The organism is Streptomyces sp. NPDC002044, from assembly GCF_040296725.1.
In the GTDB taxonomy this organism is placed as follows: domain Bacteria; phylum Actinomycetota; class Actinomycetes; order Streptomycetales; family Streptomycetaceae; genus Streptomyces; species Streptomyces antarcticus.
Genome location: NZ_JBEOXU010000001.1, coordinates 63,200 through 77,925 on the forward strand (window position 1 = coordinate 63,200; position 14,726 = coordinate 77,925).

Sequence of the window (14,726 nt, forward strand, 5' to 3'; positions counted from 1 at the left end):
CGCCCGCCCGAACCATCCAAATCTGACATGCAGGAGCACGTGGTGACCGAAGAGATCCTCCTCGAGGCCGAGGAGAAGATGGAAAAGGCCGTCGTCGTCGCCAAGGAAGACTTCGCCGCGATTCGCACCGGTCGTGCGCACCCGGCGATGTTCAACAAGATCGTGGCCGAGTACTACGGCGCCGTCACGCCCATCAACCAGCTCGCGTCGTTCTCGGTTCCGGAGCCGCGCATGGCGATCGTGACCCCGTTCGACAAGAGCGCCCTGCGCAACATCGAGACGGCCATCCGCGACTCCGACCTCGGTGTGAACCCGAGCAACGACGGCAGCATCATCCGGGTGACCTTCCCCGAGCTGACGCAGGACCGCCGCAAGGAGTACATCAAGGTCGCGCGGACCAAGGCCGAGGACTCCAAGATCTCCCTGCGCGCCGTCCGCCGCAAGGCGAAGGACGCCCTTGACAAGCTGGTCAAGGACAAGGAGGCCGGCGAGGACGAGGTGCGCCGCGCGGAGAAGGAGCTCGACGACACCACCGCGAAGTACGTCGCGCAGGTGGACGAGCTGCTCAAGCACAAGGAAGCCGAGCTCCTCGAGGTCTGATGAACGACTCTCCCTGGGCCACGGAGCCGGTTCCGGCGGGTCCCGCATACGATGCGCTGGTGGGCCCGCACACTCGGCCCATGCCCATCGTGCCCGATGCCGCCGGCCGTGACTTCGACGACCGGGAAGCACGCGATCGGGGGGCCGCCGGATTCGGCGGCCCCCCGTTCCGCGCCGAGACGCCGCCGCAGGAGCCCATGCCCAGCCCCCCGCCCCCGCAGGCCCCGCAGGCCGCCTCAGCCCCGCCGCCGAAGAAGCGCGCGGGGCGGGATCTGCGTGCCGCCATAGGGGTCGGTGTCGGCCTCGGCGCGGTCATCTTCGCCTCGCTGCTGATCGTCAAGGCCGTGTTCGTCGGCGTCGTCGTCGTCGCGGTCGTCGTGGGCCTGTGGGAGCTCACCTCCCGGCTCCAGGAGAAGAAGGGCATCAAGGCGCCCCTCGTCCCGCTCGCGGTCGGCGGCGCCGCCATGATCATCGCCGGATACGTCCGGGGAGCCGAGGGGGCCTGGGTCGCCATGGCCCTGACCGCGCTGGCGATCCTGGTCTGGCGCATGACCGAACCGCCCGAGGACTACCTCAAGGACGTCACGGCGGGCGTGTTCGCCGCGTTCTACGTGCCCTTCCTGGCGACGTTCGTCACGATGCTGCTCACCGCCGACGACGGACCGCAGCGGGTGATCACCTTCCTGCTGCTGACCGTGGTCAGCGACACCGGGGCGTACGCGGTCGGCTGGCGCTTCGGCAAGACCAAGCTCGCGCCCCGCATCAGCCCCGGGAAGACCCGGGAGGGACTGCTCGGCGCGATGGCCTTCGCGATGGCCGCCGGCGCGCTGTGCATGGAGTTCCTCATCGACGGCGGCGCCTGGTGGCAGGGGCTGCTGCTCGGTCTCGCGGTGGCCGTCAGCGCCACCCTCGGTGACCTGGGCGAGTCGATGATCAAGCGGGACCTGGGCATCAAGGACATGGGCACGCTGCTGCCGGGCCACGGCGGCATCATGGACCGGCTGGACTCCCTGCTGCCGACCGCCCCGGTGGTCTGGCTGCTGCTGGCGGCCTTCGTCGGCACGGGCTGATACCGTCCGGGCGGTTACTCTTGAAGGGCGCGCTGCTTCTGCGGCGCGCCTTTCGTCTTACGAGGAGTACCTGCCATGGCCCGCCCTGTTCCGGGAGAGCTCACCTTCGTCACCCCTCGGGGAGCCAAGAAGCCGCCCCGGCACCTTGCCGACATGACCCCGGCCGAGCGCCGCGAGGCGGTCGCCGCGATCGGTGAGAAGCCGTTCCGGGCCAAGCAGCTCTCGCAGCACTACTTCGCGCGCTACGCCCACGACCCGGCCGAGTGGACGGACATCCCCGCGGGCTCCCGCGAGAAGCTCCAGCAGGAGCTGCTGCCGGACCTGATGAACGTCCTGCGGCACATCTCGTGCGACGACGACACCACCCGCAAGACCCTGTGGAAGCTGCACGACGGCACGCTGGTCGAGTCCGTGCTGATGCGCTACCCCGACCGGGTCACCATGTGCATCTCCTCGCAGGCCGGCTGCGGCATGAACTGCCCGTTCTGCGCCACCGGCCAGGCCGGGCTCGACCGCAACCTGTCCACCGCCGAGATCGTGCACCAGATCGTCGACGGCATGCGCGCCCTGCGCGACGGCGAGGTTCCGGGCGGGCCGGCCCGGCTCTCGAACATCGTCTTCATGGGCATGGGCGAGCCGCTGGCCAACTACAACCGCGTCGTCGGCGCCATCCGCCGGCTCACCGACCCGGAGCCCGACGGCCTGGGCCTGTCGCAGCGCGGCATCACCGTCTCCACCGTGGGACTGGTTCCGGCCATGCTGCGCTTCGCCGACGAGGGCTTCAAGTGCCGTCTCGCGGTCTCGCTGCACGCGCCGGACGACGAGCTGCGCGACACCCTGGTCCCCGTGAACACCCGCTGGAACGTCCGCGAGGTGCTCGGCGCGGCCTGGGAGTACGCGGAGAAGTCCGGCCGCCGGATCTCCATCGAGTACGCCCTGATCCGCGACATCAACGACCAGGCGTGGCGCGGTGACCTGCTGGGCAAGCTGCTCAAGGGCAAGCGGGTCCACGTCAACCTGATCCCGCTGAACCCGACGCCGGGCTCGAAGTGGACCGCCTCGCGGCCCGAGGACGAGAAAGCCTTCGTGGAGGCCATCGCCCGGCACGGCGTGCCCGTGACCGTACGGGACACCCGGGGGCAGGAGATCGACGGCGCGTGCGGCCAGCTGGCCGCCTCGGAGCGCTAGCCTCCCGTTCTGTTCGACCGTATTCGGCCACGGGGTACCCTGTGGCCGAACCAACTTAATATTCCGACAGGGGAGCGCCACAGCGCTGAGAGTGCGGTAACCGTCACCGCAGACCCTCTGAACCTCGCCCCGGTCATTCGGGGTAGGAAGTTCGGTCACCACTCAAGCTGTTGCGCCCTGCCCGGCGTCCGCTCCGCAGAGCGCCGGGCAGGGCCGCGTCTTCTCCTGGACATCCCAGGAGGAATTGACCAGTGAGCACCACCAAGAAGATCGCGGGCGCCGCGCTCGCGGCCGCGCTGGGCGTCACCACGCTCAGCGCCTGCGGCGGCGACGCCAAGGACACGTCCGCGGGCGCGAGCGACGCCCCGAAGTCCACGACCGTCACCCTCGTCTCGCACGACTCCTTCAACGTGACCGACGCGGTCCTCAAGGAGTTCGAGACGCAGAGCGGCTACACCGTCAAGAAGCTGAAGTCCGGAGACGCGGGCGCCGCGCTCAACCAGGAGATCCTGACCAAGGGCTCCCCGCGCGGCGACGTCTTCTTCGGCGTCGACAACACCCTGCTCTCCCGCGCCCTCGACAACGGCATCTTCACCCCGTACGAGGCCAAGGGCCTGGGCGAGGTGAAGCCGGAGTACCTGCTCGACAAGGAGCACCGGGTCACGCCGGTCGACTCCGGTGACATCTGCGTCAACTACGACAAGCAGTACTTCGCCGACAAGAAGATCGCCCCGCCGCAGACGCTGGACGACCTGATCAAGCCGGAGTACAAGGACCTGCTGGTCACCGAGAACGCCGCGACCTCCTCGCCCGGCCTCGGCTTCCTCCTCGCCTCCGTCGGCAAGTACGGCGAGGAGGGCTGGAAGGACTACTGGAGCAAGCTCAAGGCCAACGGCGTCGAGGTCGTCGACGGCTGGGAGCAGGCCTACAACGAGCGGTTCTCCGGCTCGGCCGGCGGCAAGAAGGCCAAGGGCGACCGCCCGCTGGTCGTCTCCTACGCCTCCAGCCCGCCGGTCGAGGTGCTGTACGGGGAGCCGCAGCCGGCCGAGGCCCCCACGGGCGTCTCCACCGGTACCTGCTTCCGCCAGATCGAGTTCGCGGGCCTGCTCAAGGGCGCGAAGAACGAGGCGGGAGGCAAGGCGCTCCTGGACTTCCTGATCAGCAAGAAGTTCCAGGAGGACATGCCGCTCCAGATGTTCGTGAACCCGGTGACGAAGGACGCGGCCCTGCCGGAGCTGTTCACGAAGCACGGTGTGGTGGTCGAGAAGCCCGAGGCCGTGGCTCCGGAGACCATCGCGAAGAACCGTGAGCAGTGGGTCAAGGCATGGTCCTCGCTCGTCGTGAAGTAGGAACGCCGACGGGCCCGGGGGCGGCGCCGGGGGGCGCCGCACCGGGTCCCGGTCCCGGTCCCCGTGAGGGAGGCCGGGCCACGGCCGTGCGGCTCGGCCTGATGGCCGTGCCCCTCGTCTTCTTCGCGCTGTTCTTCGCCTACCCCGTCGGCGCGATCGTCGGGCGCGGGCTCGACACGGACGCGGGCTGGCAGTTCGGCCGGATCGGGGAGGTGCTGGCCCGGCCCGACATCATCGGCGTGCTGTGGTTCACCACCTGGCAGGCGCTCGCCTCCACCGTGCTCACGCTGCTGATCGCGCTCCCCGGCGCGTACGTCTTCGCCCGCTTCGACTTCCCCGGCAAGCAACCGCTGCGGGCCGTGGTCACCGTGCCGTTCGTCCTGCCGACCGTCGTCGTCGGGACCGCCTTCCTGGCGCTGGTCGGCCGGGGCGGGCTGCTGGACGAGCTGTGGGGCGTCCGGCTCGACACCACCGTGTGGGCCATCCTGCTGGCTCACGTCTTCTTCAACTACGCCGTCGTCGTACGGACCGTGGGCGGGCTCTGGGCGCAGCTCGACCCCCGCCAGGAGGAGGCCGCCCGGGTGCTGGGCGCCGGACGGTTCGCCGCCTGGCGGCGGGTGACGCTGCCGGCGCTGGCCCCGGCGGTGGCCGCCGCGGCGCTGATGGTGTTCCTGTTCACCTTCACCTCCTTCGGCGTCGTGCAGATCCTGGGCGGACCCGCGTACTCCACCCTGGAGGTGGAGGTCTACCGGCAGACCGCGCAGCTGCTGGACCTGCCCGCCGCCGCCGTGCTGACGATGGTGCAGTTCGCCGCGGTCGGCCTGATCCTCGGCGTCCACGCCCGGACCGTGCGCAAGCGGGAGACCGCCCTGCGGCTCGTCGATCCCGGGCGGACCGCGCACCCGCCGCGCGGCTGGGCGCAGCGCTCCCTGCTGGGCGGGGTCCTGCTGACGGTGGCCCTGCTGATCGTCCTGCCGCTCGGGGTGCTGGTCGAGCGCTCCTTCGACGCCCCCGGCGGGTACGGCCTCGCCTTCTACCGGGCGCTCCAGGACGAGGGGGCCGGCGGCGGGACCTTCCTGGTGCCGCCGCTGGAGGCGATCGGGAACTCCCTGGAGTACGCGCTCGCCGCCACCGCCATCGCCCTGGTCGTCGGGGGGCTCGCGGCCGCGGCGCTGACCCGGCGCGCGGGCCGCTTCGTGCGGGGCTTCGACGCGCTGCTGATGCTGCCGCTCGGGGTGTCCGCCGTGACGGTGGGCTTCGGCTTCCTGATCACCCTGGACGAGCCGCCGCTGGACCTGCGGACCTCGTGGATCCTGGTGCCGCTGGCGCAGGCGCTGGTCGGCGTGCCGTTCGTCGTACGGACCATGCTGCCGGTGCTGCGGGCCGTGGACGGGCGGCTGCGGGAGGCGGCCGCCGTCCTCGGCGCGTCCCCGCTGCGGGCCTGGCGGGAGGTGGACCTGCCGCTGGTGCGGCGGGCGCTGCTGATCGCGGCGGGCTTCGCCTTCGCGGTCTCGCTGGGGGAGTTCGGGGCGACCGTGTTCATCGCGCGGCCGGACGAGCCGACGCTCCCGGTGGCCGTGGCGCGGCTGCTGGGGCGGGCCGGCGAGCTGAACTACGGGCAGGCGATGGCCCTGAGCACGATCCTGATGCTGGTGTGCGCGGTGTCCCTGCTGGTGCTGGAGCGACTGCGGCCCGACAAGACCTCCGGAGAGTTCTGATGACACTGCTTCAGCTGGACGGGGTGTCGGTCCGCTTCGGCGAGCGCGCGGTCGTGGACTGCGTGGACCTCTCGGTCGCCGAGCACGAGACCGTGTGCGTGCTGGGGCCGAGCGGCAGCGGGAAGTCCACCCTGCTGCGGGTCGTCGCGGGACTCCAGCGGGTCTCGGCGGGCCGGGTGCTGCTGGACGGCGCCGACCAGGCGGGCGTGCCCGTACACCGGCGGGGGGTGGGCCTGATGTTCCAGGACCACCAGCTCTTCCCGCACCGGGACGTCGGCGGGAACGTCGCCTTCGGCCTGCGGATGCGCGGCTCCGGCCGCCAGGAGAGCGCGGAGCGGGTCGCGGAGCTGCTGGAGCTGGTCGGGCTTCCCGGTGCGGGGGGCCGCGCGGTCGCCTCGCTGTCGGGCGGCGAACAGCAGCGGGTCGCGTTGGCCCGGGCGCTGGCGCCGTCGCCGAGGCTGCTGATGCTGGACGAGCCGCTGGGGCAGCTGGACCGGGGGCTGCGGGAGCGGCTCGTGGTGGAGCTCCAGGGGCTGTTCTCCCGGCTCGGGACGACGGTGCTCGCCGTCACGCACGACCAGGGGGAGGCGTTCGCGCTGGCCGACCGCGTCGTGGTGATGCGGGACGGGCGGATCGCGCAGGCGGGGACCCCGCTGGAGGTGTGGCAGCGGCCCGCCTCGGAGTTCGTGGCGCGCTTCCTCGGCTTCGAGAACGTGGCGCCGGCGACGGTGTCCGCGGGCGTCGCCGCCACCCCCTGGGGCAAGGTGCCCGTACCGGACGGCTCGCCGGAAGGGGAGCGGCTGGTCCTGATCCGCCCGGCCGGGGTCCTGCTGACGGACGACGGCCTGCGGTGCGCGGTGGAGTCCCGTACGTTCCGCGGCACGCACGTCGCGCTGCTGCTGCGCCCGGAGGCCGGGCCGCCGCTGGAGGCGGAGTGCGGCCTGGCCGGGGCCCCCGCCGTGGGCGACCGCGTCACGGTGGCCTTCGCCCCGGCTGAGGTGGTCGTCCTGCCGGCGGCCTGAGCGGGCCGCCGGCGGCCGGCGCCGCTCCTCAGGGGCGGATGCCGTCGCAGGCGATCGGCAGATGGCGCGGTCCGCGCAGGACCGCGTTCTGGCGGTACGGGGGCGGGTCCTGAAGCAGGCGCGGGTTCTCCAGCCGGCGGGCCAGCTCGCTCAGGGCCAGCTGGGCCTCCTGCCGGGCCAGCGGGGCACCGAAGCAGCTGTGGATGCCGCTGCCGAGGCCGAGGTGCTGGATGTCCTCGCGGTCCGGGTCGAAGCGGTCCGGGTCCGGGAACCGCTTCGGGTCCCGGTTCCCGGAGGCCAGGACCAGCCACAGGGACGCGCCCTTGGGGATGGAGACGCCGGCCACCTCGATGTCCGCGAGCGTGGTGCGGTGCGGGATCAGCTGCACCGGCGGCTCGAAGCGCAGCAGTTCCTCGACGATGGGGACGGACAGGGCCGGGTCCTCGCGCAGCCGGGCCAGCACCTCCGGGTGGCGCAGCAGGGTCAGCATGCCGTTGGTGATGAGGTTGACCGTGGTCTCGTGGCCCGCGATCAGCAGCAGCGCCGAGGTGCTCAGCGCCTCCATCGTGGTCATGGACCCGTCCGGGCCGTCCGCGGTCGCCAGCTGGGACAGCATGTCGTCGCCCGGGTTCTTGCGGCGCTCCTCGATCAGCCCGGCGAGGTACATGCCGAGTTCCATCCGGGCGTCCGTCGAGCTCTTGCCGCGCTCGGAGGGGTCCGCGTCGGGGTCGGGGTCCAGGCTCGCGGCGATGGCCTCCGCCCAGACGTGGAACCGCGGCTCGTCCTCGGGCGGCACCCCCAGCAGCCGGCAGATGACGGAGACCGGGAACGGGTAGGCGAACTGGTCGACCAGGTCCACCTGGCCGAACGAGCCGGTGGCGGCGATGCGGTCGATCAGGCCGGTGACGAGTCCCTCCAGCTCCCCGCGCATGTCGTGGACCTTGTGCGGGGAGTGCGGCGGGCCGAACGGGCGGTTCGTCATGCGCCGCAGCCGGTCGTGGTCCGGCGGGTCGAGCTTGAGGAAGGACGGGGGCAGCGCCGTCTCCTCCTGCGCCCCCTGCCCCAGCGGGTCGTCGCCCGACTGCTTCAGGTTGCGGGAGTCGGAGCTGATGCGGGGGTCGTGCAGGAGGCTCTGGATCTCGTAGTACGTGCTGATGACGTACGGGCCGTCGCCCTCGTGGGACACCGGCGTCTTGCGGAGCTCCTCGTACAGCGGATACGGATCGGCGCGGTGCGCGTAGTCGATGATCTGCCGCAGGATGGCTTGGCTCATGACAGGTCCTCGTGGGTCCTCGGAGGAGGGCGCGCCGGGGTCAGTGGTGCGCGGGGATGAACGTCATCTTCCGGTCGGCCGGCGAGTAGCCGCTGAGGGTGATGGTCGGCCCGTGGGTGGGCACGGAGGGGTCGGGGAAGTCCGCGGACACCGGCTTGTGACCCTCCGGCCTGCGGTCCATGGTCTCGAACGGCACCGGGAAGGGCGCCCCCGTCTCGATCTGCTGCTGGTAGAAGGGCAGCCAGCGGCAGTTGTCGAAGGTCACCGCGGCGATCACGCGGCCCTGGTAGCCGTACACGGCGGCGAAGCGGCGCTCCTCGCGGGAACCCTGCGTGATCATGATCTCGGTGCCCATCGGGGGCACCCCGACGGACTTGATGTTCACGCCGAACTGCGAGGACCAGAACCCCGGCACCCACAGGTGCGGGAGGCGGTCGGCGCTCTCGCTGAGCATGTTGTGCGCCGCAGTCTCGGCCTGGGCGACCGCGTTGCCCCAGTGCTCCAGCGACAGGAACTGGTACCCGAAGAGCGCGTGCGGGGAGCGTGCCACGTCACCGGCCACGAAGATGTCGTCGGTGACGATGCCCCGGACGTCGAAGGCGCGGCAGCCCGCGTCGCAGGCGATGCCCCGCGGACCGGCGCCCAGGCCCGACCCGGAGAGCCACTCGGTGTTGCGCTGGGCGCCGAGGGAGACCACGACCACGTCGGCCTCGATCGTCTCCCCGTCGGAGAGGTGGGCGCCGCGGACGTGCCCGGAGGGGTCGCCCTCCAGACCGGTGACCATCACCCCGGTGCGCAGGTCGACGCCGTTCTCGTGGTGCATCTCGGCCGCGACCTCGCCGATGACCCCGCCGAGCGCGCCGACCAGGGGCGCGGCGCCCCGTTCGGCGACGGTCACGGGCAGGCCGCGCTCCCGGCAGGCGGACGCGATCTCGGAGCCGGTGAAGCCGGCCCCGATGACCAGGACCCGGCGGGGGCCGGCTGACAGGGCGCGTTCCAGGGCGGCGCCGTCGTCACGGGTGCGCAGGACGAAGACCCCGCCGAGGGCGCCCTCCTCCTCGTTCGGCCAGGGCCGTGCCCGTACCCCGGTGGCGATCAGCAGCCGGTCGTACTCCACCTCGTCGCCGTTGCCGAGCCGGACCCGGCGCGCCGCCATGTCCAGGCCGGTGGCCGGGACCCCGAGCCGCCACTCGGCGTCGATGTCCCGGCGGCGGGGGAGCGCGGTGTGCTCCGCGGTCGCCTTGCCGAGGAGGACCTGCTTGGACAGCGGGGGCCGGTCGTACGGCTCGTACGGCTCGTCGCCGATCATCGTCAGCGACCCGGTGAAGCCCTTCTCCCGCATGGTCTCGGCGGCCCGCAGGCCGGCGAGGGAGGCGCCGACGACCACGATGCGGCCGTCGCGCTTGAGGTGTTCCAGGGTTCTGTCAGCGCTCACCGCGCGCCTCCGGAGACCGGCACGCGGGCGGAACGGGCGGCTGCGGGGTCCGCAGGGTCCGTGGGGTCCGCGGGGTCCGCGGAGTCCGCCTCGACGAGGATCGCCCCGACCGGGCAGGCGGCGACGGCGCGCGCGACGTCCTCGCGGTGCTCCTCCGGCGCCTCGGGGTTGTACAGCAGCGACTCGTCGCCGTGCATGGCGAACACGTCGGGAGCGAGGAACGCGCACTGGGCGTATCCCTGGCAGCGGTTGAGGTCGACGACGAGCCTCATGAGTCATCAGCCCTTCCGTGGACCGGTACCCCGAGTGATCTCTTCTCCTCCTCAGCATGCGCGAGGGGGACGGAGCGCGCTACCGGATGCCGACCCGCACGATGTGCAGGCCCACGACCAGGGCCCATGCCGGAAGGATCAGTTCGGACCAGGGCATCCCGGAGCCCACGACGAGCAGCACCAGGCCCGTGACGTAGCCCAGCAGCGCCAGCGGGCGCGGGAAGATCCCGAGGCGGCGGCCGATCGTCGAGGTCGCGAAGACGAACACGGCGGCCATCCGCATCGAGTACGTCGTCAGGACCGTGTAGGCGTAATGGCGGCCGAAGACGGTGTCCGTGCCCTCCTGGAGCACGGTGCCGGCCGCGGCGGCGGCGACGAACAGCGTGGCGACGAAGACGATGCCGCTGCCCAGGAAGACGGTGGACACGAACCGGTCCTCGGCCTCCCCGGCGTGCGCGTGCAGGGCGCCCATGAACCAGAGGAAGAAGATCCCGGCGAACGGGACGATCTCCAGAGCCGTCCGCACCGCCCAGCGGTCGCCGGAATCGACGGCCGCGTCGGCTCCGTCGGCCGACGGGATGGCGATCCGCATCAGGACGATCGCCGCTCCGAGCAGCACCGCGAAGGCGATGCCGGCCGTTCCGGCGGCCCGGGGGGTGCGCAGACGCGCGCCGCTGGTCTCCATGGACCCCTCGCTCTCTCCCCCGTCCAGCAAGCGGCAGACCCCGTGCGGCCGCCACCAGGAGGCGGCCGCACGGGTGAGGAGCGGTCCGAGGGGGCCGGCTACGCCACCGCCGCCGGGACCGGGGGTTCGACCTCCTCCTCGGCGGCCTCGTGCTTGCCGTACCAGGCGACCGCCACCGCGCCGGCCACCGCCAGGACGAAGCCGAGGACGGCCAGCCAGCCCAGGCCAGGCCGGGAGGCATCGCCGAGCCAGAGCACCCCGATCGCGCCCGGCAGCACCGTCTCGCCGACGACCAGGGCGGCGGTCGCGCCGTTGACCGAGCCGATCTGCAGGGCGACCGTGTGCAGGTACATGCCGCCGAAGCCCGCCGCCAGGATCGCGTAGAGGGCCGGGTCGGACAGCAGAGTGCCCAGGTCGAAGGGGTCGATCCCGTCCAGGATCCGCACGCCGACGCCGAGCGCGCCGAAGCCGAGGCCCGACAGCAGACCGGCCAGGATCGCGGCCCCGCCGCCGAGGAGGCGTACGGCGACGGTACCGCCCACCATCAGCACCAGGGTGATCCCCAGCAGCCACCAGTGGGTGGACATCGGGGCGTGATGGCCGCCCTCGTGGCCGGCCGCCGTCGCCAGCAGGACCAGCGCCGCGCAGACGACACCGATGGAGGTCCACTCCTTGCGGGTCAGCCGGATGCCGAGCATCTTCACGCTCAGGACGGCGGTGACCACCAGGTTGGCGCTGATCACCGTCTGGGAGAGGAACAGCGGGAGCATCCGGGCCGCCAGCGCGCCGAGCCCGAAGCCCACGAAGTCCAGGATGGTGCCGACGATGAACTCCCAGGTCATCGCGGCTTTCGCGGTGGACGACAGATTGGGTCCGCCGTGCGCGGTCACCCCGGCCGCGGCCGGGGACATCCGGGCGGCGCGGCGCGATCCGACGGCTTGCAGGACGGATCCCGTGCCGTAACAGATGGACGCCGCGACGGCGGTCAGCAGGCCTATGAGCACCCGAAGGCTCCGTTCACGTCTGGCAGGTTTCGCTGTACCACTGCCAGACGTCAGAACGGGCCGGGAAGTTGCCTCCCGGGTTCAGCGCATTGACGCGAGCGCCGCCGGGACCTCGTCGACCGAGTCCACCAGCGCGATCCGGGACTCCATCGAGCGGCCGCGCGCCAGCGCCCGCAGCAGCGGCCACACCGGGAGGCGCTCGGTCCAGTGCGCACGGTCGACCAGGACCATCGGGGTCGGCTCGCCCCGCGACGCGTAGTAGTTGGGCGTCGCGTTGTCGAAGACCTCCTGGACGGTGCCCGCCGCGCCCGGAAGGAAGACCACACCCGCGGTGGACCGGGCCAGCAGACCGTCCTCCCGGGTGGCGTTCGCGAAGTACTTCGCGACGTGCCCGGCGAACGCGTTCGGCGGCTCGTGCCCGTAGAACCAGGTGGGGATGCCCACCGAGTCGCCGCCGCCGGGCCAGCGGTCCCGTACGGCGAAGGCCGCCCCGGCCCAGTCGGACACCGACGGGGTGAAGGACGGCGCCTTCGACAGCAGCTCCAGGGCCTCCGGGAGCGCCTCGTCCGGCGCCGGGGCCAGGTAGGCGCCCAGGTTCGCGGCCTCCATCGCGCCGGGGCCGCCGCCGGTGGCCACCGTGAGGCCGGACCGGGCCAGCGTCCGGCCGAGCTCGGCCGCACCGCGGTAGTCCCTGCCGCCGCGGGACATGGCGTGGCCGCCCATGACGCCGACGACCCGGGCGCCCGCGAGGTGCTCGTCGAGGGCGTCGGAGACCGCGTCGTCGTGGATCGAGCGCAGCATCGAGGAGAAGACGTCGCCGTCCGCCTTGGTCTCCTGGAACCACTCGTACGCCAGGGCGTCCGGGGTGGCCTCGTAGCCGGAGGGCAGACCGGCGAACAGCTCGTCCGGTGTGTAGAGCAGGCCGCGGTAGGGGTTGAACGGCAGGTCCGGGACGGGCGGGTAGACCAGGGCCCCGTCCGCGCGGACCTTCGCCGAGGCGTCGGGCTCCATCGCGCAGCCCAGGAACACGGCCGCCGAGGTGTCGGCGGCCAGCAGGGCGAACGTCCGCTCCAGCAGGTTGACGGACTGGATCCGGTAGCCGCTCAGCGAGCCCCGGGCGGCGACCCGGTCGAATTCGTCGAGCGTCTCGATCTCGATGTCTGCGTTGACCATTCGGCCCACACTAAGGGCTGCCCGCGTCAGCGGGTCAATGCCATCGACGTCAGCTGCGCCACACCCCAGCTGAGCGGCAGGCAGACCGCGACGAGGGCCGTGGCCCGCAAACTCGCCGCCGTACGGAGGACCTTGGCCGGAGCGCCGAGGGCGAGCAGGGCCTCGCGGCCGGGGCCCCTGGACCGGCGTGCCTCCACCGCCGATGTGAGAAGGGTCGCGGCGGCGCACAGCACGACCAGAACCGCGGCCGGCCCGGTCAGCGGGCCGAGCGGCACGAGCAGCCCGCCCCGGTCGCGCAGCGCCAGCGCGGTCAGGGCGCCCGCGCCGACCGCGCACAGCACGCCCAGTGGCGGCCCCAGCCGGGGGGCCTCCTCCTGGAGCGCCCGGCCGGCGAGCAGCCGCAGCGCGCCGGGGCGTACGGCCTGCACCAGCGTGCCGCAGGCGTAGGCCAGACCGGGCCCCGCGAGGGCGAGCCCGATCGCGGTCAGTGACCAGCCGGCCAGCATGCCGGGTCCGCCGCGGCCGGCGTACGCCTGGGTGGCGAGCCCGCAGGCGGTGAGGGTGATGCCCCAGGGCAGCCCGGTCTGCGGGGCCAGCGGGGTGCGCGGGCGCAGCAGGACGGCGGTCGCGGCCGACGCGGCCAGCGGTACCAGGGCCAGCAGGGTCAGGGCCGCGGCGACGGGCAGCGGCCGGTCGGCGTGGAGCAGCCGGGCCCCGGCGCCGTCGAAGGGCAGCCCGGCCAGGTCCCCGCGCAGGTGGAGGAAGACGGCCAGGGCGAGCGCGCTGCCCAGGGTGCACGAGACGGCGGTGGAGATCGCCGCGACCAGGGTGAGCCGTACGGGCCCCAGCCCGGCGGCGTCCAGTCCCTCCCGGGGGCGGGTCGCCGGGTCGGTACGGGCCACGGCCACGGCGAACTGGACGGTGGCGGCCAGCGGGACCAGGGCCCACAGCAGCCGGGGGAACGATCCGGCGGGCCGTTCCAGGGCTTCGGCGAGCACGTACAGCAGCAGGAACCCGGTGCCGGCCGCGGCGGCGGCGACGAGCAGCCGGCGCAGCTGGACGAGCGGCCGGGAGCCACGGGCTAGGCGGAGAGCGAGCACGCGGCCTGGTCCTCCGTGGTGTCGGCGGCGGGGGAGCCGGGGGAGTCGGGGGCGGCCTCGGTCACCTGGGCGGCGGCGTCGGCTGCCTCGGCGGTCTCGGCGGACCGGCCGTCGAGGAGGGCGAGGCGGCGGTCGGCGGCGGCCGCGGTCTCCTCGTCATGGGTGGCGAGCACCACGGTGATCTCGTGGGACCGGGCGGCGGTGGTCAGCGTACGGAGCAGCAGGGTCCGCTCGGCGCGGTGCAGCGGGGCGGTCGGCTCGTCGGCGAACAGCACCGCGGGCTCGCCGACCAGCGCCCGGGCCAGGGCGACGCGCTGGCACTCGGCCCGGGTCAGGGCGGAGGGCCGCTTGCCGGCGAAGGCGCCGATGTCGAGGCGCTCCAGCCAGGCGCAGGCGGCGTGTTTCGCGGTGCGGTGGGAGGCGCCGGTGAGGAGCAGCGGCAGAGCCGCGTTCTCCCACACCTTCAGCTCGGGCAGCAGCGCGGGCTCGGGCCCGATCCAGCCGAACCGGTCGCGGCGCATCCGCTCGCGGGCCGGCTCGCCCAGGGTGTGCACGGGGAGGCTGTTGAACCAGACCTCGCCCTGCTCGGGAGCCAGCTGCCCGGAGAGGCAGCGCAGCAGCGTGGTCTTGCCGCTGCCGCGGGGGCCGGTGACGGCCAGGATCTCGCCCTGGCGGACTCCGACGGAGACGCCGATGAGGCCGGGGGAGCCGCTGTGGGAGTAGTGCAGGGAGCGTGCCCAGAGCACATCGTTGTCCGGTGGGGCCACCATGGCGTACACCTCTTCGGTTCGACTGCGGATCGGGACTGGACCAGCCCGGCTCCCCCGGACGGGGGAA

Annotated in this window: 14 protein-coding genes; 6 read left to right on the top strand and 8 right to left on the bottom strand. The window is 72.9% G+C overall.

The genetic code is table 11. From position 1 onward, the window contains the following. The first annotated feature begins 42 nt into the window (after window positions 1-42). The 6 genes from frr to ABT106_RS00370 all read left to right on the top strand — a co-directional run bounded on the left by frr (window position 43) and on the right by ABT106_RS00370 (window position 6,947). Window positions 43-600, top strand: a complete 558-nt coding sequence (gene frr / locus ABT106_RS00345) for a ribosome recycling factor (protein ID WP_351270063.1) — start codon at window positions 43-45, stop codon at window positions 598-600. Further along, a complete protein-coding gene (locus ABT106_RS00350; RefSeq protein ID WP_351270066.1) occupies window positions 600-1,670 on the top strand; it encodes a phosphatidate cytidylyltransferase in 1,071 nt (356 codons plus the stop codon). Before frr ends, ABT106_RS00350 begins: the two co-directional genes overlap by 1 nt. A 75-nt stretch (window positions 1,671-1,745) precedes the next feature. After that, window positions 1,746-2,858: a dual-specificity RNA methyltransferase RlmN gene (gene rlmN, locus ABT106_RS00355; protein WP_267717572.1), complete on the top strand. Its 1,113-nt coding sequence runs from the start codon at window positions 1,746-1,748 to the stop codon at window positions 2,856-2,858. Between the two features lie 251 nt (window positions 2,859-3,109). After that, a complete protein-coding gene (locus tag ABT106_RS00360) occupies window positions 3,110-4,207 on the top strand; it encodes a thiamine ABC transporter substrate-binding protein (protein WP_351270069.1) in 1,098 nt (365 codons plus the stop codon). Window positions 4,208-4,308: 101 nt separating this feature from the next. Beyond that, a complete protein-coding gene (locus ABT106_RS00365) occupies window positions 4,309-5,925 on the top strand; it encodes an ABC transporter permease (protein ID WP_351270261.1) in 1,617 nt (538 codons plus the stop codon). Further along, window positions 5,925-6,947 carry an ABC transporter ATP-binding protein gene (locus ABT106_RS00370; RefSeq protein ID WP_351270072.1) on the top strand — a complete coding sequence of 341 codons (1,023 nt, stop codon included), beginning with the start codon at window positions 5,925-5,927 and terminating at the stop codon, window positions 6,945-6,947. The genes ABT106_RS00365 and ABT106_RS00370 overlap by 1 nt, the downstream gene beginning before the upstream one ends. Before the next feature lie 28 nt (window positions 6,948-6,975). Here the strand turns inward: ABT106_RS00370 and ABT106_RS00375 are convergent, their stop codons facing one another. The 8 genes from ABT106_RS00375 to ABT106_RS00410 form a co-directional block, all read right to left on the bottom strand. Further along, window positions 6,976-8,220, bottom strand: a complete 1,245-nt coding sequence (locus tag ABT106_RS00375) for a cytochrome P450 (RefSeq protein ID WP_351270075.1) — start codon at window positions 8,218-8,220, stop codon at window positions 6,976-6,978. 40 nt (window positions 8,221-8,260) lie between these two features. Beyond that, window positions 8,261-9,655 (bottom strand): NAD(P)/FAD-dependent oxidoreductase, encoded by a 1,395-nt coding sequence (locus tag ABT106_RS00380; protein WP_351270078.1) that lies wholly within the window; start codon window positions 9,653-9,655, stop codon window positions 8,261-8,263. Next, the gene (locus ABT106_RS00385) at window positions 9,652-9,927 is read right to left on the bottom strand and encodes a ferredoxin (RefSeq protein ID WP_351270081.1); all 276 of its coding nucleotides are present in this window, start codon (window positions 9,925-9,927) and stop codon (window positions 9,652-9,654) included. Before ABT106_RS00385 ends, ABT106_RS00380 begins: the two co-directional genes overlap by 4 nt. 79 nt (window positions 9,928-10,006) lie before the next feature. Then, window positions 10,007-10,612: a hypothetical protein gene (locus ABT106_RS00390; RefSeq protein ID WP_351270084.1), complete on the bottom strand. Its 606-nt coding sequence runs from the start codon at window positions 10,610-10,612 to the stop codon at window positions 10,007-10,009. 98 nt (window positions 10,613-10,710) lie between these two features. Beyond that, a complete protein-coding gene (locus ABT106_RS00395) occupies window positions 10,711-11,616 on the bottom strand; it encodes a DMT family protein (protein WP_351270087.1) in 906 nt (301 codons plus the stop codon). Between the two features lie 81 nt (window positions 11,617-11,697). Continuing rightward, complete coding sequence (locus tag ABT106_RS00400) at window positions 11,698-12,789, bottom strand: LOG family protein (RefSeq protein ID WP_351270090.1); 1,092 nt, start codon at window positions 12,787-12,789, stop codon at window positions 11,698-11,700. 26 nt (window positions 12,790-12,815) lie between these two features. Then, window positions 12,816-13,889, bottom strand: a complete 1,074-nt coding sequence (locus ABT106_RS00405) for a hypothetical protein (RefSeq protein WP_351270092.1) — start codon at window positions 13,887-13,889, stop codon at window positions 12,816-12,818. Further along, window positions 13,871-14,668, bottom strand: coding sequence for an ABC transporter ATP-binding protein (locus tag ABT106_RS00410; protein WP_351270095.1), 798 nt, complete (start codon window positions 14,666-14,668; stop codon window positions 13,871-13,873). Before ABT106_RS00410 ends, ABT106_RS00405 begins: the two co-directional genes overlap by 19 nt. Window positions 14,669-14,726: the final 58 nt, after the last annotated feature.